Raw genomic sequence first — 15869 nt, forward strand, 5'->3', positions numbered from 1 at the left:
ATGACGGCTTAGAGAGCGGCCTCGCTGACGCGCTCAGCGGCCGCGCCCGCCCCTTCCGGCCACGGGTCCACCGTGACGCGGCGCATGTGGCGGCGCTGGCCGGGGTAGTCGTTGAGCGCGAAGTGCCAGACCGAGCGGTTGTCCCAGAAGGCGACCGAGCCCTTGGCCCAAGCGAAGCGGCAGGTGAAGGCCTCGTAGCGCGAATGCTCGAACAGGAAGTCCAGCAGGGCCTTGCTCTCGCGCTTCGACCAGCCCTCGATCCGCAGCGTGAAGGCGGGGTTCACGTAGAGCGCCTTGCGGCCGCTCTCAGGGTGGGTGAGCACCAGCGGGTGGACGTACTCGCCGACCATGCCGTCGGCCTCCGCCACCGACATGGACGAGCGCTTCTGGGTCGACTGGCCGGCGGCGGAATATTCACGGCTCGCCGAATGGACGGCGCTGAGGGTCGCGAGCGTCTGCTTCAGGCCCGGCGAGAGCGCGTCATAGGCGGCCGCCTGGCTGGCGAACAGGGTGTCGCCGCCGTACTCCGGGATCTCCAGGGCGTAGAGGATCGAGCCGATGGCCGGCCGCTCGAGGAAGCTCATGTCGGAGTGCCAGCCGCCGCCGAAGTTCACCTTGTCCTGCGGCTCCTTGATGATCTCCATGATCTCGGGCTGCCCGGCCATGCCGGCGACATAGGGATGGATGTTCAGAGGTCCGAAGCGGGCGCCGAAGGCCACCTGCTGGGCAGGTGTCATCTGCTGGTCGCGGAAGAAGATCACCTGGTGCTGCACCAGCGCCTGGCGGAGGGCGGTGATGACGCCGTCGGAAAGCTCCTGGCCGAGGTTGACGCCGGAGATTTCGGCGCCCAACGCGCCGGCGACGCGGCGGATCTTCAGGGCCTGGGCCATGGCGGTCTCCTTGGGGCAAGCCCGGGCCATGATACAGTAGCCTGTGGAGGCTGGAACCATGGACGCCGTCACAGGCCGTTTCGACGCCGACGCGCACGCCCAGCGCATGCGCACCCAAGGCTACACGGTGATCGAGGATTTCCTCGACGCCCCGACGCTCGCCCGCTTCCGCGCGGGGCTCGCGCCCTTCATGGGCAGCCACCATGGCCGCAACGATTTCGAGGGCTTCAAGACCGAGCGGATCTACACCCTGGTGGCGCGCGGCAAGGTGTTCGAGGAGATCGCCGCCGATGCCCGCCTGATGGCGCTGATCGGGCGCTTCCTGCAGCCGAATTTCCTGCTGTCGGCCAGCCACGCCATCTCGCTGGAGCCCGGCGAGACGCCGCAATCCATCCATTCCGACGACAACTTCTATCGCCAACCGCGGCCGCGGGCGCCCATCGGCATCAGCGTGATCGGCGCCATCGACGCCTTCACCCAGGCCAATGGCGCGACCGAGGTCATCCCCGGCAGCCACCTGTGGGGCGAGCCGGGCGGCGACGGACGGCCGACCGACCCGACCGAGCTCGAACAGATGCTGGTCCCGATGGAGATCCCGGCGGGTGCGGCCCTGGTCTTTCCGGGCACCCTGCTGCACCGGGGCGGGGCGAACGTCACCGACAAGCCACGGCTGGCCTTCACCCACCAGTACTGCGAGCCCTGGGCGCGGCCGCAGGAGAACTTCTGGCTGTCCGTGCCGAGGGAGATGGTCCGCGAGATGTCGCCGACGGCGCAGCGCCTGCTGGGCTACGAAATCGCCCCGCCGTTCCTGGGCATGGTCAGCGCCTCGCACCCCGCCAAGGCGCTGGAGCCCGGCTGGGTCCCCCCGGTGGTGGCGCAATCTCCTAGCTGAGGTTCCGCTTCCAGAGCGCGAACAGCCGCTCCCAGTGCCGTTCGGCGCTGGGCTTGTCGTAGACCGGCCGCTGGGGGAAGGCGAAGCCGTGGTGGACGCCGGGATAGAGCTCGACCTCGGCGTTCAGGTTGCGGCTCTTGATGGACTGGTCGAGGGCCTCGACCATCTCCAGCGGGGCCCACTGGTCGTGCTCGGCGCAGGCGAAATAGAGCTCGCCCTTGGCCTTGGCGGCGGCCAGGTGCGGGCTGTCAGCCGTGTCCGTCACCAGCCGCACGCCGTAGATCGAGGCCGCCGCGCCCACCCGCTGCGGCCAGCGGGCGGCGAAGTTGATCGCGTACTGGCCGCTCATGCAGTAGCCGAGCGCGCCGATGGGACCTTTCCCCGCCGCCGGATCGCGGTCGGCGAAGTCCAGCAGGGCGTCGGCGTCGGCCATGACCAGCGGGATGGTCAGCGAGTTCATATATTCGAACATCCGCGCCCTGGCCTCGGCCTCCGGCAGGGGCGGCAGGTCCTTCATCTCCATGACGCCCGATCGGTAGTACATGTTGGGCAGGATCACATAGTAGCCGACGGCCGCGATCCGTCGGGCCATGTCGCGCAGCTCCTCGCGGATCGCCGGCGCATCCATGAAGAACAGGATCACCGGGTGCGGCCCGTCACGCTCCGGGTGGACGATGAAGGTGGTGGTCGCGCCGTCCTTGGTGGGGATGTCGAGGGTCTGTTCGATCATCAGACGAGCTCGGCCGGCTTCACCGAGAGCTCCTTGAGCAGCGGCTCGGCGTAGTCGATGCGGCCGGTGACGGTCTTGGGATCGCCGGAGGCCAGGCGGTAGACCGCCTCGGCGATATATTCGATGGGCTGCACGCGGTCCTTGGTGGCCTCGTTGATCAGGCCGTGGACCGCGACGCCGGGCGTGTCGACGAGCCCCGGCGAGACGACGTTGACGGCGATGTTGTCGCCATGCACCTCCGAGGCGAGACCGGTGGTGAAGCGCTCCAGCGCCGCCTTGCACATGCCGTAGACCGTGCCGCCCCCGCGTCGATTGTAGGGTTGTTTCGGATGCAGGCCGGCGGGCGAGGAGATGTTGACGATCCAGCCCTGCTTGCGCTCGCGCATGGACGGCAGCACCAGCTGCGACAGGTGGAAGGGCGCCCAGACCTGCACCTCCATCATCAGCTTGAAGCGCTTCTCCGGGAAGGTCTCGACCGGGATGAAGAAAGTGACGGCGGCGTTGTTGATCAGGATGTCGACCGGGCCATAGGCCTCCACCGCCTGTTGGACCAGCCGCTCGCGGTCGCCGGCGTCGGAGAGGTCCGCCTTGATGAAGGTCGCCTCGCCGCCCGCCCGCTTGATGCGCTCGACCGTCTCGTGGAGCGTGCCGGGCAGCTTGCTCTCGCCGCTCTCGGCGGTGCGGGCCGAACAGACGACGTTGGCGCCCTCCATGGCGAGGCGCGCGGCGATGGCCTCGCCGATGCCGCGGCTGGCGCCGGTGACGATGGCGTTGCGCCCCTTGAGCGCGCCGTTGCGATTGATGCTGGCCATGTTGTCCTTCCGAAATCGATTTTTGTGCAATGGCCCAAGCCAAGCGCGCGGCGGCGTTCAGCGCAAGGGCGAGTTGCGCGGAGGGGCCCGGCAGGCTTTCAATGGCGCCATGCGGATTCCCGACCAGAACCTGGCCGAAGTGTTCGACCGCGGCTTCACCGTGGTGGAGGGTTTCCTCGACAAGGGGACGCTTGCCGCGGCGCAGGACGCGCTTTGGGAGGTCTATCCCCCGCCCGAGGATTATTTCGCCAACCCGCAAGCCTATCCGAAGTACGCCAAGAGCCAGTTCGCGGGCCTGCGGTTCTTCCCCTACCCGTCCTGGGCGATCAACCGGATCAGCGTCTATCCGGACCTGATCGACGCGGCCGAGCGGTTCCTGCAGACCACCGAGATCGACTGCTACAAGATCGAGCTGTGGGGGAAGTACGCCGGCGCCATCGACTACGACCAGCCACATCACCGCGACTACGAGAACCACACCATCGTCGTGCCCCGCGCCGACCAGACGATGCCGCAGATGACCTGCTTCATCCTGCTCTCCGACGTGACCGAGCTGGACGGGCCGACCAAGGTCGTGCCGATCGAGGCGACCCGCCACCTCCCGATCGGCGTCACCAAGACCCGGATGGGCGAGTTCTTCGAGGACGAGGTGGCGATCACCGGGCCGGCGGGCTCGATCCTGATCTACAAGACCGACGTCTTCCATCGCGGCTCGAATTTCGGCGCGCCCGGCCGCTCTCGCTTCGTCATGCCCATCGACTTCAAGAAGCGCGGCTGGCGTTGGCAGGGCAAGCTCGCCTGGGCGAACCAGGCGCCCAATCCCGGCTGGAAGGAGGCGATGGTGAACATGACCCCGCGCCAGCGCGACCTGTTCGGCTGGCCGCCGCCGGGCGACGACTACTGGAACGCCCAGACCCTGTCGGACGTGGCCCTGCGCTATCCGGGGATCGACCTGACGCCGTACGGAGCCGAGGCTCCGGAGGCTGCGCGCGCCGGCTAGTCCTCCGGACCGACGATGCGCTTCACGGTGAGCTCGTCCACCTCGAGCTTGCCGATCCGCAGGCGGCCGATGGCGAGGCGCCCGATCGCCATCCGCCCGATCGCGACGGCGCCTACGGCGAGCGCGCCGACCGCCGCAGCGCCCACCGCAGTCGCCATCCAGCGCGACAGGGGCAGCGGCTTCCTGAACGGCATCGGCTCCTTCATGGCGCGGCTCCCAGGCCGTCAGGCCGTTCCAGCGCGCGGCGCGGCCAGCGGGCCGTGACGGCGGCGGCCTCATAGGTGGACTGGAAGAAGGCGAGCAGGGCCTCGTCCGGCGAGCCGGCGGCCCGGACGGCCTCGTAGGGCAGGACGAATTCGCCCAAGGCCTTGTTCCAGCCGGCGGCCTCGGGACGAACCCCCGTCTCGGCGAAGCCCTCCGGCTCGGGATAGGCATAGGCGTAGAACAGCGGCGCGACGCCCGGCCCGCCCGGCCAGAAGCCGCAGCTCGACACCTCGTGCGAATAGGCCTCGCGGCTGACCGACGCCGGCGCCAGCGGCGACCCAGGATGCGGCGGCGCGGGGCGGCCGGAGAAGCGGGTGACCGCCAGGTCGAAGCTGCCCCAGAAAAAGTGCACGGGGCTGGCCTTGCCGAGGAAGCGGCCGCGGAAGGCCTTCATCACGCGGTCGGCCTGGACCAGGGCGCGCCAGAAGCGGTGGGCCGCGGCGGGGTCGTAGCTCGCGTGGGTTTCGTCGCGTTCGAAGGGGATCGGAGCCTCGACCTCGCAGGGCGTGGTCCAGATCGGCGCCCTGACGTGCAGGCGCTCGAGCGCCGCCATCAGCTTGCGATAGAAGTCGGCGACGCTGCGCGGCTTCAGCGCCAGCCGCTCGCCCGCCCCGTTGCTGCAGTCGAGCCGCAGCTGGTGGGTGACGAAGTCGAAGGTGATCTCGAGGGTGCGGCCGCCCACCGGCATGGGCGAGGTGGTGAGGCCCCGCGAGGTCACATAGAGCGGCACGTGCCACCAGTGGTTCACCGGCGGCGATAGCGCCATGCGGATCTTGCCGACGACCTGGGTCCACATGTGCAGGGTCGCCTGGGTGTCGGCCCAGTCGTCGTAGCTGAGCGGCGGCCAGTCGTCCTTGACCGCCTCCAGGATCATGGGCGTGCGCCGAGTTCGCGCCGCACCTCGGCCATCACGCTCGCCCAGTCGCCGGGCTTGGGCTGGCGGAAGATGCGGATCGAGGGGTACCAGGGGCTGTCGGCACGGTCGCGCAACCAGCGCCAGTCACCGACGTGCGGCAGCAGCAGCCAGCACGGCTTGCCCATGGCGCCGGCCAGGTGGGCGATGGCGGTGTCGACGCAGATCACCAGCTCAAGCCCGGCGACCACCGCGCGGGTGTCCTCCATGTCCTTGGCCCCGGTTTCCTGCGGCGTCAGGCCGACCACGCCCGGCCACGACCGCAGGACGGCGGCGAGGTCGGGGGGGAGCGAACGGTTGGCGTCGTTCGGATGCTTGGGATTGCCCTCGGTGACGACCCCGATGCCGGTCCCGCCTGGCCGGCCCGGCAGGTAGGGCTCGGCGGGCAGCGTCTCCAGCGTCATTCCGAGACGGCCCGGGACGGAATCGGCCAGGATCCAGGCGTCGTGCGGGGCGATGTCGAGCGCGCCCGTGGCCGGCAGCACCGTCACGCCGAGCGGGGCGAAGAGGCGTGCGAGCGCGCGGTCGCAGAGCAGGGTCACCTGGACGCCGCGGGCCTGCAGCAGCCTGGCGAAGCGGGCGAACTGGATCTGATCGCCCAGCCCCTGCTCCGGCAGGATGAGCAGCGACTTGATGGCCCGGCCGTCCCACTCCGGGAAGGGCAGCTCAGGGGCGATCCGCTGGCGGGCGGCGCGGGATTCGAAGAACGGCCAGGCCTCGGCATAGCGGCCCTCGCGCATCAGGCCGAAGGCATGGTTCCAGCGCAGCAGGTGGTCGTCGGGCGTCGCCTTCAGGCCCTCGACATAGACCGCCTCGGCCTCGGCGAAACGCGCCTGCTGGTCGAGCAGGAAGCCCAGGCTGGCCGCCGCCGCCCCGCCCGGGACGCTGGCCAGCAGGCCGCGATAGAGGCGTTCGGCCTCGGCGACGTTTCCGGCTTCCGCCGCCGCGAAGGCGCGCGCCAGGACATCGGCGTAGGTGAGCCGTTGGCTGGGCGTGATGGTGACGTCGGACACGCGTTTGGCCCCCAAGGCCGCTGATACAGAGGGCCCATAGTAGCGCGCCGCGCGGGGGCGCAAAGCGCGGCGTCACGCCGCTCGCTGCAGCTCCAGCTTCACCCGCTCGGCCAGGGTCTTGATGTCGATGGGCTTGGGCAGGAAGGAGACGTTGCTCTCGCCCTCCAGCAGGTCGGAGAACTCGCTCTCCGCATAGCCGGAGATGAACATCACCGGCGCCGCGCCCAGGTACTGGCGGGCCTGTTTCAAGAGGTCGGGGCCCTGCATGCCGGGCATGACCACGTCGGAGATCATCAGGTCGATCTGGCCGGCATGGGTCTCGGCCAGCGCCAGGGCCTCCTCGCCGCTCGCCGCCTCGATGACCTCGTAGCCGCGCAACCGGAGCAGCTTGGCGGCGACGCCGCGCACCGCATCCTCGTCCTCCACGAACAGGATGCGCCCGGCGCCGGAGAGGTCTCGGGCGGCGGGGCGCTTGGTCTGGATCGGCGCGGGCGCGGGCGCGATCACCGCGGCGGCATGGTGCACCGGCAGGAAGATGCGGAAGGCCGCGCCTTCGCCGGGCTTGGAGTCCACCGCGATCCAGCCGTCCGACTGCTTGACGATGCCGTAGACGGTGGCCAGGCCCAGCCCCGTCCCCTCGCCCACCGGCTTCGTGGTGAAGAAGGGATCGAAGATCTTGTCCATGACCTCCGGCGGAATGCCGCCGCCGTCGTCGGAGACCTCGATCAGCGCCTGGTCGCCCTGGGCCACCGCATAGCCGAGCGCCGCGGCCTGTTCCTGGGTCACCCGGGCGGTGCGAATCTTCACCGAGCCGCCGCCGTGGGCGCGCACCGCGTCGCGGGCGTTGACGGCCAGGTTCATGACGGCGGTTTCCAGCTGCCCGCGGTCGACGCGCACCAGCGGCAGGTTGCGGCCGTATTCGGTGGCGAGCTTGACGTCCTCGTAGAGCACCCGGCGCAGCAGCACCTCGAACTCGCTGATCAGTTCGCCGAGGTCGAGGATCTCGCGCTGGACGGTCTGTTTGCGCGAGAAGGCCAGCAGCTTGCGCACCAGGTCGGCGGCGCGGGTGGAGATCTGGCGGATCTCGTTCAGCCCCTCGAAGGACGGATCGCCCACCGGATGGCGGGCGGCCAACACGTCGAGCTGCATGAAGACGGCGGTCAGCAGGTTGTTGAAATCGTGCGCCACGCCGCCGGCGAGTTGGCCGATGGCCTGCATCTTCTGGCTCTGGGAGAGCTGCAGCTCGATCTGCTTCTGCTCAGAGACATCCACCAGATAGGCGACCCAGCGACCGTCGGTCTTGGTGAGATAGAGGTGGGCGATGCGCGCGGCGTCATGCGCCAGGCGGACCTCCAGCGGCGCGCCGGAGCCGGTCCCGGCCGCCAGCCGCTCGGCGGCGTCTGCGCGGGAGGCAGGCTCGATCAGCTCGCCGAACACCTGGCCGGCCTCGCCGCCGCCGGCCACGGCCTTCAGCGCGGGATTGGCCTCGACGATCCTGGCGGCGAACGGGTCCTCGCCTTCCAGCAGGGCCGCGCCGAACGGCGAGGCGGCGGCGAAGGCGTCGAGGACCTGCGGCGGCGGGCGTCCGGCGGTGGCGACCGCCTGGATCACCTCGAGGGCCGCCGCCGGCAGGGCCAGCGTGGAAAGGCCCTGGCCGGTCAGGCGCACCAGGAAGCGGCGCGGGGCCAGCGGCGAGACCAGGGCCTGATGCTCGGCGCCGTTGGCCTTGATGGCCGCGCGGGCGACCTCGCCGCGGCGCGCGGCGCCGAGCGCTGCGAAGAGGCTGGCGGCCGAAGCGCCGCCCTTGGGCAGGCGCGGCGAGGCGCCCACCGCCTCGCGCCAAGCGGAGTTGGCGGCGACGATGCGGCCGTCGGGGGCCGCCACCACCGCCGGCTCCGAGAGCGCGCTGATGAAGCGCTCCGCGCCTGGCTCGCTCTCGGCCTGGGGATCGACCCCGGCGCGCAGCACGAAGAGGCCGAGGAAGGCCACGCCCGCCAGGCCGATCAGCAGCAGCAGGCCCGCCAGCGTCGCCGGCCCGGCGTTCAGCATGGGCGCGCCGGCGAACACCACGGCGATCAGGAAAAAGATCACCGCCGCCGTGGTCAGCGGGTCGATGCGTCCCTTCTTCCGGGTCCTGTCCTGGCCGGGCTTGGCCATGGGCGGCGGCCGCCTTTCCGAATCAGTCAAAGGCTTTGTCTCGAAGGCATTGTCTCACAAGGCTTTCGCCGCCGCACGGCGTCCCGTTCCGAGGATGAAGCCGATGACCTTGGCGACCGCCTCGTAATGGGCCGTGGGGATCATGTCGTCGACCTCGACGGCGGCGTAGAGGGCGCGGGCCAAGGGCGCGTCCTCGATGATCGGCACGCCGGCTTCCTCCGCGATCTCGCGGATCTTCAGGGCCAGGCTGTCGACGCCCTTGGCGACGCAGAGCGGGGCGGCGTCCTCGCCCTGTTCGTACTTCAGCGCCACGGCGTAGTGGGTCGGGTTCATGATCACCACGGTGGCCTTCGGCACCGCCTGCATCATGCGCCGGCGGGCCGCCTCGGCGCGCTTCTGCTTCTGCTTGGCCTTGACGTGCGGGTCGCCTTCCGACTGGCGGTGGTCTTCCTTGACCTCCTCCTTGGTCATTCGCATGCGGGCCATGAAGCGCTGGCGCTGCCAGAACCAGTCCGCCCCGGCGACGACCAGCAAGAGGGCGAGGATGGAGAACATCAGCCGGCGAAGCACATCGGCCAGGAACGGCAGCATGGCCACCGGCTCAAGCTGGGTGAGGTTGGCGAGTTCGTTGACGTGGGGTTGCAGCACCCACCAGGCGATGGCGCCGGTGGCGAACACCTTGGCCAGCGACTTCAGGAATTGCGCCAGGCCGTCGACGCTGAAGATCCGCTTGAACCCCGCCATGGGCGAGACCTTGGAGAAGTCGGGGCTAAGCTTGCTGGGCGTGAACAGGAAGCCGGTCTGGATGAGGTTGCCCGCGACCCCCGCCGCGGCCGCGCAGAGCATGACGATCACCAGGATCGGCGCGCCGGCCATGACCGCGTGGCGCGCCACCTCCACCCCGCCGCCGCCCTCGAGGACCATGGCGTCGGGCCGGGCGAGGAAGGGGATCAGGGCCTGGGCGAGGTTTCGCGAAAGCAGTCCGCCCGAGACGGCGATGACGCTGGCGACGGCGGCCAGCGACAGCAGCGAGGCGAGGTCCTGGGTCTTGGCGACGTCGCCCTTCTCGCGGGCCCGTTCGAGTTTCCGCGGCGTCGGCTCTTCTGTGCGGGATGCGCCCTCGGTGTCGCTCATGGGTCAGCCGCCGAACGGCACGAGGAGTTCGCGGTAGCGGTCGACCCAGACCATGCCGATCGAGCCCAGGCTGAGCGCGAAGATCGACAGGCCCAGCAGCACCTGCAGGGGCGCGGCCACGAAGAACACCTGGAACTGGGGCATGACCCGGGCCACCAGGCCGGTGGCGACGGAGAACACCAGGGAGAAGACCAGCACCGGGGCGGCGAGCTGCAGGCCGAGGCCGAAGGAGCGGCTCACCGTCTGCACGGCGAGCTGGCCGGCATCGGCGACCGGCACGGCCCGGGTGAAGGGGAAGATGGCATAGGATTTCACCACCGCCCCGATGAACAGGTGGTGCAGGTTGGTGGTCATGATCAACAGCAGGCCGACCAGGCCCAGGAAGGTGCCGAGGCTGGCGGTGGGCTGGGCCTCGGTCGGGTTGGCGGTCTGGGCGAAGGACAGGGTGGTCTGGATCGAGACGATCTCGCCGGCGGTCGACAGGGAGGTCATGAACAGGCGCAGGATGCCGCCCATCATCAGCCCGATCAGCACCTCCTGGATCATCGCCCCGCCGGCCCCGCTGACCGTGGTGGGCACCGCCGGGACGGTGACGCCGATGATCGGGAACAGGATCAGCGCGAACAGGAAGGCGAAGGACAGCCGCACCCGGGCCGGCACGAAGGTCTCGCCGATGCCGGGGATCAGCATGACGATGGCGCCCAGTCGGGCGAAGATCAGCCCGGCGGCGTAGAGCTGCTGAGCTGTGGCGTAGTGCTCCACGGGCTCGTCGCCCGCCTACATCGCCGCGATGCGGGCGGCGATGTGGCGCATGAAGCCGCTCATCAGGGCGCCCATCAGCGGCAGGAAGACCAAGAGGCTGACGAAGATTGCCACGATCTTCGGCGCATAGACCAGGGTGGCTTCCTGAATCTGGGTCAGGGCCTGCAGCAGGCCGATCCCGACGCCGACGATCAGGCCGACGATGAGGATCGGCGCGGACAGCTGAAGCGTCAGCCAGATGGCGTCGCGACCGACGTCCAGAACCTCGGCGCCGTTCATGGAAACCCCTTCGAAAGCCACTGAAATCGGGCGGCGCGCGGCCACCTGGGCAATTTCTGCCGGTATGGTTAACGAAGTGCTGATTTGGCGCCTTTACGGCCTGCGCGGGCGGTGTGGCGCGGCGGCCAGCCCTCAACACATTTCCGAGATCGGAGGCGACCAAGCGCCGGCTGCGCCGTTGTCGGCCCCGGAGAGCTAAGTGGAAGGCTGAGTTGATGCTGAGATATTTCGCTTCCGCGGCGGCGCTGATGTTCCTCGCCACGCCGGCCCTGGCCGAGACGTGGCATGTGATGGGCGCAACCCCGGCCGAGCTGCTGATGATGGAGACCGACAGCAAGGTCGTCCATGCGAACGGCAACGTCAGCGTCTGGACCTCGTCCCTGAAGGTGAACGAGGCGGACGAGCCGGTGGTCAAGGCGCTGTGGCAGGTCTCCTGCACCGGCACGCCGATGATCCGCCCCGAGATGGTGGTCTGGTTCGACAGCGACCTGAAGACCAAGGAAAGCTGGGTCGCCACCAAGAAGGACGGCTACGAGCCGGTGATCCCCGGATCGCGCGGCGAGATGACCTACCAGTACGCCTGCGGGAAGAAGGCCTGGCCGATCTCGGTTCAGGGCAGCTTCGGCGAGGTTACCGGCGCCTATGCCAACGCGCTCTCCAAGCTGGTCGCCTACACGCGCGAACAGGCCTCGCTGGAAGCTAACTAAAGCCCGTTCAAAGGCCGAGCTTGAGCCGCATCGCCCTGGCGGCCTCGGCCGGCGTCGCCTTCTGCCGATCCCGGTCGACGGTGAGGTTGGCCTGGCGCATGGCCTCGACCGAGACCCTGCCGATCATCGGCTTGAGGGCCGCGAGCAGCCGCGCGTCGTTCGCGCGCCGGGGCGAGATCAGCACCACCGCGTCATAGGGCGGGATCGCGCCCTTGGGATCGCTGAGCACCACCAGCCTGTCGGCGGCGATCCGACCGTCGGACGAGAAGGCGGAGATCACGTCGGCCTCGCCGCCGCTCAGCGCCCGGTACATGAAGGTCGGCTGGTAGGAACGCTGGGTCCTGAAGCTGAGGCCATAGGCTGACTGCACCGCCTTCCATTCCGGACGCGACAGGAACTCAAGGTCCGAGCCCAGCGTCAGGTGCGGCGCCTCGCGGGCGAGGTCGGCGATGGAAGCGATGTGCAGGGCCGCCGCGCGGTCCGGCCGCATCACGAAGGCATAGGCGTTCTCGAACCCCAGCGAGCCCAAGACCAGGACTCCGTCGCGGCGCTTCAGCTCGGCGGTGAGCTGATCCAGCACCGGCTTGCGGCCGGGATTGCCGGTGCGCTGCAGGACGTTGGTCCACAGCGTGCCCGAATAGTCGACGTAGGCATCGATCTCGCCGGCGGCGAGGGCGCGGTAGGCGACGGCCGAGCCGAGGTCCTCCTTGCGCTGGACAGTGGCGCCGGCGTCCTGCAGCCGCTGGGCCATCAGGTCGGCCAGGATGTACTGCTCGGAGAAGTTCTTGGCCCCGATCACATAGGCGCCCGGCTTGCCCAACCCGGCGAGGGGCAGCACGGCGAAGGCGACGCCGACGGCGAGGCCGGCGAGCCCAGCCAGCGTGAGGGCGCGGCTGCGGCGCCGCGCGCCGGCTTCCACCAGGCCAAGCAATTGGTCGGCGACCAGCGCCAGGCCCGCCGAGGCTGCGCAGCCGAACAGCACGAAGACCCAGTTCTCGGTCTGCAGCCCGGCGAAGATGTAGTTGCCGAGGCTGGTCTGGCCGACCGGGGTCGAGAGGGTCGCGGCGCCGATGGTCCAGACCGCGGCGGTGCGGACGCCGGCCATGATCACCGGGGCGGCGAGCGGCAGCTCCACCTGGAACAGGCGCTGGCGGGGCGTCATGCCCACGCCGTCGGCGGCCTCGCGGATCGCCGGATCGACGCCGAGGATGGCGGCCGCGCCGTTCCTGAGGATCGGCAGCATGGAATAGAGGGTGAGCGCCAAGAGCGACGGCAGGAAGCCCAGCGCCGGAAAGCCGTCGCCGATCAGCCGGACGCTGAGCGCCGAGAGCGCCAACAGCAGGGGATAAAAGAGGGCGAGCAAGGCGAGGCTCGGAATGGTCTGGATCAGGCTCGCGCCGGCCAGCACCGGCCAGCGCAGCCGCGCCGAGCGGGCCGCGGCGATGGCCAGCGGCAGGCTGATGGCGACGCCGAGCAGAAGCGCGCTGGCCGACAGCAGCACGTGCCAGGCGAGGTATTCGGGAAGCAGCGCCCAGGCGGCGGCGAGACGGGCGTTCAAGCGCCGGCCTCCAGCTTGGCGCGCAGCCGGTCGGCCTGGCGTTTCGGGGCCTCGAGGAGCGCGCGGACCTCCGGGTCCTTGGCGGTGGCCAGAAGCTCGGCCGGCTTGCCGTCGGCCACGATGCGCCCGGCCGACAGCACCACGATGCGATCGGCGAGCAGCACGGCCTCGGCCATGTCGTGGGTGACCATCAGGGTGGTCAGGGAAAGCCGCTCGTGCAGGCCGCGGTAATCGCTGCCGAGCTGGTCGCGGGTGAGCGGATCGAGGGCGCCGAACGGCTCGTCCATCAGCATGATCTTGGGCTCGGCGGCGAGCGCGCGGGCGACGCCGACCCTCTGCCGCTGGCCGCCGGAGAGCTCAGAGGGCGCGCGGCCGGCGACCTCGCGCGGCAGGGCCACGAGGTCGAGCAGCGTCTCGACGCGGGCGGCGATGCGGTCCGGCGCCCAGCCCAGCAGCTTCGGCGTGATGGCGATGTTTTCGGCGACGCTCAGATGAGGGAAGAGGCCTATCTCCTGGAAAACATATCCGATTTTTCGCCGTGGGATGTGCGGGGGCTGGTCGCGGGCCAGCTCGCCCAGCACGCGCACCTGACCGGCGTCGGGCGTCACCAGGCCATTGATGGTCTTGAGCAGGGTGGTCTTGCCGGAGCCGGATCCGCCGACCAGGGCGGTGAACTCGCCGGGCTGCACGACGAGGCTGACGCCGGCCAGGGCCTGCTGAGCGCCGTAGCGCTTCTCGATGTCAGCAAGTTCGATCGCCCCGGGCATGGGGCAAGGCCTAGCACGGTTTTCCGGCGCGTCAGACCTTCGCGAGCCCGAGGTAGACGACGGTGATCGAGGTCGAGTCGATCAGGCCGTGCAGGATGATGCTGGCCCAGAGATTGCGGCCGCCGAACAGATAGACCGAGGCCAGCACGATCCCCATGACCCCGGCGACGATGGCGCCGCTCATCCCGAGATAGAGGTGCAGCGAGCCGAACAGGATCGCCTGGGCCAGCACCGCGCCCGCCACCGCCAGCCGCGAGGCGGGGAACATCCTGAGCAGGCGGGTGAAGAAGAAGCCGCGGAACAGCATCTCCTCCCCGAAGGCCGCCGAGGCCCAGGTCACGGGGATCATCCAGTAGAGGTATTCGCCGAGGTTGCCGCGGACGTGGCCCAACGGACCGATGCCGGGACGCGACAGGTGCAGCACCGGAAACAGCAGCGCCACGACGAGGCCGACCAGCAGATAGGAGGCTAGGTAGCCGCCGAGCGCCAGCACGAGCGTCAGCCAAAGCCGCTTCGGGCGGGCGAAGCCCACGTCGCGCCAGCCCTGGCCGCTCTGCCGCAGGAGGAGGGTGGCGATCAGCAGCAGGATCAGCATGCGGCCCGGCACCACCAGCCGGCCGAGCCAGCCCGCCGCGGAGACCTGGCTTGCCGAGAAGGCCATCACCGAGGCGATGGTCAGCACGGCCATGACCACGACGTCGACGCCGAGCCGGAACGGCCCCACCAGCGGCGGGGCTTTCGCGGGCGATGCTGCGGTCATGAAGGCTCCGGGAGCGAGGGACGCGCCGCCGTCAGATCGGCATGCGCATGATTTCCTGGTAGGCGTTGATCACCTGGTCGCGGATCGCCATCACGGTCTCGAGGCTGGCCTCGGCGGAGGACACCGCCGTCACCACGTCCACCAGATCGCCCTTGCCCTGGATGTGGTTGCTCATCTGGGTTTCGGCGTTCTTGGAGGCCTTGGAGGCGTCGGCCATGGCCGATTTCAGGATCTCGCCGAAGCCGCCGCCCTGGGCCGGCGCCCCGGCGCCGAGACCGGACTCCGCGCCCGCCGCCTTCTGGACGGCCGCGTAGGCCTTGGCGACGGCGAGGGGGGTCATCATGACCTAGCGCCCTCGCCTACTTCTTGAGGAGGTCGAGCGTGCGCATCTGCATGGTGCGCGCGGTGTCGATGACATTGAGGTTGGCCTCGTAGGCCCGCTGGGCGTCGCGCATGTCGAGGGCCTCGATCAACGGATCGACATTGGGCAGCTTCACATAGCCCGACGCGTCGGCGGACGGATTGCCCGGGTCGAACTGCAGCTTGAAGGCGCTCGAGTCCGGCTGGGCGCGCGACATCCGAACGCCCATCCCGCCGGCCACCGGCGTCGGCTCGAACACCGGTTCCTGGCGCCGGTACGGATCGCCACCCTTGGTCTTGGAGGTGGAATTGGCGTTGGCCAGGTTCTCCGCGATGATCCGCATGCGGCCCTGCTGGGCGCGCAGGGCGGAGGCGGCGATCGCCTGGGCGGTTTCGGCGTTGAAGCGGACGTCGGCCATGGGTCAGTCCTTTCCTAGCCGTGGCCTGGCGCGCGGGCGGCCAGGCGGATGAGATCGAGGGACTTCTGGTAGAAGCCGATGGCCGCGTCGTAGTCCGCGCGCGCCTGGCTCATCTTCAGCATCTCGTCCTCGAGGACGACGGAGTTGCCGTCGAGGGTGGTCTCCGAATCCTTTGTGACCACCGGCTTGGCGACCGAGGCCGAACCGGAGGCGTGCGGCGGCGTCATATGCCCCGGCTGGGTCACCGCCATGGACGAGGCGCTGGTCGCCTGGGCCTGCACCTGAGCCTGGAAGCTGAACGGCTTCAGCTCGTGCGGCTTGTAGCCAGGGGTGTTGGCGTTGGCCACGTTCTCGGCGATGACCTTCTGCCGCTCGGACAGATAGCCCAGCTTGCCGCGGATCATGGCGAAGAGCGGGATGTCGGCGAGATCCATGGTCCGCAAAGGTGAACA

The 15869-nt window shown here is 69.7% G+C and carries 19 protein-coding genes; 3 read left to right on the forward strand and 16 right to left on the reverse strand.

Going from position 1 to position 15869, the window contains the following annotated elements; translation table 11 throughout:
* Nucleotides 1-8: 8 nt before the first annotated feature.
* On the reverse strand, nucleotides 9-890 hold the full coding sequence (locus tag VGT80_RS10580) for a TauD/TfdA dioxygenase family protein (protein ID WP_327455555.1): 882 nt from the start codon (nucleotides 888-890) through the stop codon (nucleotides 9-11).
* Nucleotides 891-948: 58 nt separating this feature from the next.
* Here VGT80_RS10580 and VGT80_RS10585 point away from each other — a divergent pair, with 58 nt between their 5' ends.
* Complete coding sequence (locus tag VGT80_RS10585; RefSeq protein ID WP_327455557.1) at nucleotides 949-1782, forward strand: phytanoyl-CoA dioxygenase family protein; 834 nt, start codon at nucleotides 949-951, stop codon at nucleotides 1780-1782.
* On the opposite strand, the gene VGT80_RS10590 is transcribed toward VGT80_RS10585, so the two are convergent.
* Both VGT80_RS10590 and VGT80_RS10595 read right to left on the reverse strand, forming a co-directional pair.
* Nucleotides 1775-2512 (reverse strand): dienelactone hydrolase family protein, encoded by a 738-nt coding sequence (locus VGT80_RS10590; RefSeq protein ID WP_327455559.1) that lies wholly within the window; start codon nucleotides 2510-2512, stop codon nucleotides 1775-1777. The genes VGT80_RS10585 and VGT80_RS10590 overlap by 8 nt on opposite strands.
* A complete protein-coding gene (locus VGT80_RS10595; RefSeq protein WP_327455561.1) occupies nucleotides 2512-3324 on the reverse strand; it encodes an SDR family NAD(P)-dependent oxidoreductase in 813 nt (270 codons plus the stop codon). Before VGT80_RS10595 ends, VGT80_RS10590 begins: the two co-directional genes overlap by 1 nt.
* 109 nt (nucleotides 3325-3433) lie before the next feature.
* On the opposite strand from VGT80_RS10595, the gene VGT80_RS10600 reads away from it, so the two are divergent.
* Nucleotides 3434-4324: a phytanoyl-CoA dioxygenase family protein gene (locus VGT80_RS10600; RefSeq protein ID WP_327455563.1), complete on the forward strand. Its 891-nt coding sequence runs from the start codon at nucleotides 3434-3436 to the stop codon at nucleotides 4322-4324.
* Here VGT80_RS10600 and VGT80_RS10605 read toward each other — a convergent pair.
* From VGT80_RS10605 to fliQ, 7 genes are all read right to left on the reverse strand, one after another.
* Nucleotides 4321-4530 carry a hypothetical protein gene (locus VGT80_RS10605; protein WP_327455565.1) on the reverse strand — a complete coding sequence of 70 codons (210 nt, stop codon included), beginning with the start codon at nucleotides 4528-4530 and terminating at the stop codon, nucleotides 4321-4323. The genes VGT80_RS10600 and VGT80_RS10605 overlap by 4 nt on opposite strands.
* The gene (locus tag VGT80_RS10610; protein ID WP_327455567.1) at nucleotides 4527-5462 is read right to left on the reverse strand and encodes a DUF5996 family protein; all 936 of its coding nucleotides are present in this window, start codon (nucleotides 5460-5462) and stop codon (nucleotides 4527-4529) included. The genes VGT80_RS10605 and VGT80_RS10610 overlap by 4 nt, the downstream gene beginning before the upstream one ends.
* Entirely contained in the window at nucleotides 5459-6514 is a 1056-nt protein-coding gene (locus tag VGT80_RS10615) for a tetratricopeptide repeat-containing glycosyltransferase family protein (protein WP_327455569.1), read from the reverse strand. Before VGT80_RS10615 ends, VGT80_RS10610 begins: the two co-directional genes overlap by 4 nt.
* Nucleotides 6515-6586: 72 nt before the next feature.
* Nucleotides 6587-8671 carry a cell cycle histidine kinase CckA gene (gene cckA, locus VGT80_RS10620; RefSeq protein WP_327455571.1) on the reverse strand — a complete coding sequence of 695 codons (2085 nt, stop codon included), beginning with the start codon at nucleotides 8669-8671 and terminating at the stop codon, nucleotides 6587-6589.
* Nucleotides 8672-8725: 54 nt separating this feature from the next.
* Complete coding sequence (gene flhB / locus VGT80_RS10625; protein ID WP_327455573.1) at nucleotides 8726-9805, reverse strand: flagellar biosynthesis protein FlhB; 1080 nt, start codon at nucleotides 9803-9805, stop codon at nucleotides 8726-8728.
* Between the two features lie 3 nt (nucleotides 9806-9808).
* On the reverse strand, nucleotides 9809-10567 hold the full coding sequence (gene fliR, locus VGT80_RS10630; protein WP_327455575.1) for a flagellar biosynthetic protein FliR: 759 nt from the start codon (nucleotides 10565-10567) through the stop codon (nucleotides 9809-9811).
* Nucleotides 10568-10582: 15 nt separating this feature from the next.
* A complete protein-coding gene (gene fliQ, locus VGT80_RS10635; protein WP_327455577.1) occupies nucleotides 10583-10846 on the reverse strand; it encodes a flagellar biosynthesis protein FliQ in 264 nt (87 codons plus the stop codon).
* Nucleotides 10847-11061: 215 nt separating this feature from the next.
* Between fliQ and VGT80_RS10640 the strand changes: the two genes are divergently transcribed.
* Nucleotides 11062-11553, forward strand: a complete 492-nt coding sequence (locus VGT80_RS10640) for a hypothetical protein (protein WP_327455579.1) — start codon at nucleotides 11062-11064, stop codon at nucleotides 11551-11553.
* Between the two features lie 7 nt (nucleotides 11554-11560).
* On the opposite strand, the gene VGT80_RS10645 is transcribed toward VGT80_RS10640, so the two are convergent.
* The 6 genes from VGT80_RS10645 to flgB are packed head-to-tail and all read right to left on the reverse strand — an operon-like array spanning nucleotide 11561 to nucleotide 15851.
* The gene (locus tag VGT80_RS10645) at nucleotides 11561-13111 is read right to left on the reverse strand and encodes an ABC transporter permease/substrate-binding protein (protein ID WP_327455581.1); all 1551 of its coding nucleotides are present in this window, start codon (nucleotides 13109-13111) and stop codon (nucleotides 11561-11563) included.
* On the reverse strand, nucleotides 13108-13878 hold the full coding sequence (locus VGT80_RS10650; RefSeq protein ID WP_327455583.1) for an ABC transporter ATP-binding protein: 771 nt from the start codon (nucleotides 13876-13878) through the stop codon (nucleotides 13108-13110). The genes VGT80_RS10645 and VGT80_RS10650 overlap by 4 nt, the downstream gene beginning before the upstream one ends.
* 31 nt (nucleotides 13879-13909) lie before the next feature.
* Nucleotides 13910-14638 carry a CPBP family intramembrane glutamic endopeptidase gene (locus VGT80_RS10655; protein WP_327455585.1) on the reverse strand — a complete coding sequence of 243 codons (729 nt, stop codon included), beginning with the start codon at nucleotides 14636-14638 and terminating at the stop codon, nucleotides 13910-13912.
* Between the two features lie 31 nt (nucleotides 14639-14669).
* Nucleotides 14670-14981: a flagellar hook-basal body complex protein FliE gene (gene fliE / locus VGT80_RS10660; protein ID WP_327455587.1), complete on the reverse strand. Its 312-nt coding sequence runs from the start codon at nucleotides 14979-14981 to the stop codon at nucleotides 14670-14672.
* Nucleotides 14982-14997: 16 nt separating this feature from the next.
* Complete coding sequence (flgC, locus tag VGT80_RS10665) at nucleotides 14998-15417, reverse strand: flagellar basal body rod protein FlgC (protein WP_327455589.1); 420 nt, start codon at nucleotides 15415-15417, stop codon at nucleotides 14998-15000.
* A 14-nt stretch (nucleotides 15418-15431) separates the two neighbouring features.
* Nucleotides 15432-15851, reverse strand: a complete 420-nt coding sequence (gene flgB, locus VGT80_RS10670) for a flagellar basal body rod protein FlgB (protein ID WP_327455592.1) — start codon at nucleotides 15849-15851, stop codon at nucleotides 15432-15434.
* Nucleotides 15852-15869: the final 18 nt, after the last annotated feature.

Origin of the sequence: Phenylobacterium sp. (assembly GCF_035944335.1) — a bacterium.
Classification (GTDB): domain Bacteria; phylum Pseudomonadota; class Alphaproteobacteria; order Caulobacterales; family Caulobacteraceae; genus Phenylobacterium.

Excerpts from the sequence above, each read along its gene's own strand:
- VGT80_RS10580 (WP_327455555.1), bottom strand. The coding sequence starts at position 890 with ATGGCCCAGGCCCTGAAGATCCGCCGCGTCGCCGGCGCGTTGGGCGCC.
- VGT80_RS10585 (WP_327455557.1), top strand. The coding sequence starts at position 949 with ATGGACGCCGTCACAGGCCGTTTCGACGCCGACGCGCACGCCCAGCGC.
- VGT80_RS10590 (WP_327455559.1), bottom strand. The coding sequence starts at position 2,512 with ATGATCGAACAGACCCTCGACATCCCCACCAAGGACGGCGCGACCACC.
- VGT80_RS10595 (WP_327455561.1), bottom strand. The coding sequence starts at position 3,324 with ATGGCCAGCATCAATCGCAACGGCGCGCTCAAGGGGCGCAACGCCATC.
- VGT80_RS10600 (WP_327455563.1), top strand. The coding sequence starts at position 3,434 with ATGCGGATTCCCGACCAGAACCTGGCCGAAGTGTTCGACCGCGGCTTC.
- VGT80_RS10605 (WP_327455565.1), bottom strand. The coding sequence starts at position 4,530 with ATGAAGGAGCCGATGCCGTTCAGGAAGCCGCTGCCCCTGTCGCGCTGG.
- VGT80_RS10610 (WP_327455567.1), bottom strand. The coding sequence starts at position 5,462 with ATGATCCTGGAGGCGGTCAAGGACGACTGGCCGCCGCTCAGCTACGAC.
- cckA (WP_327455571.1), bottom strand. The coding sequence starts at position 8,671 with ATGGCCAAGCCCGGCCAGGACAGGACCCGGAAGAAGGGACGCATCGAC.
- flhB (WP_327455573.1), bottom strand. The coding sequence starts at position 9,805 with ATGAGCGACACCGAGGGCGCATCCCGCACAGAAGAGCCGACGCCGCGG.
- fliQ (WP_327455577.1), bottom strand. The coding sequence starts at position 10,846 with ATGAACGGCGCCGAGGTTCTGGACGTCGGTCGCGACGCCATCTGGCTG.
- VGT80_RS10640 (WP_327455579.1), top strand. The coding sequence starts at position 11,062 with ATGCTGAGATATTTCGCTTCCGCGGCGGCGCTGATGTTCCTCGCCACG.
- VGT80_RS10650 (WP_327455583.1), bottom strand. The coding sequence starts at position 13,878 with ATGCCCGGGGCGATCGAACTTGCTGACATCGAGAAGCGCTACGGCGCT.
- VGT80_RS10655 (WP_327455585.1), bottom strand. The coding sequence starts at position 14,638 with ATGACCGCAGCATCGCCCGCGAAAGCCCCGCCGCTGGTGGGGCCGTTC.
- fliE (WP_327455587.1), bottom strand. The coding sequence starts at position 14,981 with ATGATGACCCCCCTCGCCGTCGCCAAGGCCTACGCGGCCGTCCAGAAG.
- flgC (WP_327455589.1), bottom strand. The coding sequence starts at position 15,417 with ATGGCCGACGTCCGCTTCAACGCCGAAACCGCCCAGGCGATCGCCGCC.
- flgB (WP_327455592.1), bottom strand. The coding sequence starts at position 15,851 with ATGGATCTCGCCGACATCCCGCTCTTCGCCATGATCCGCGGCAAGCTG.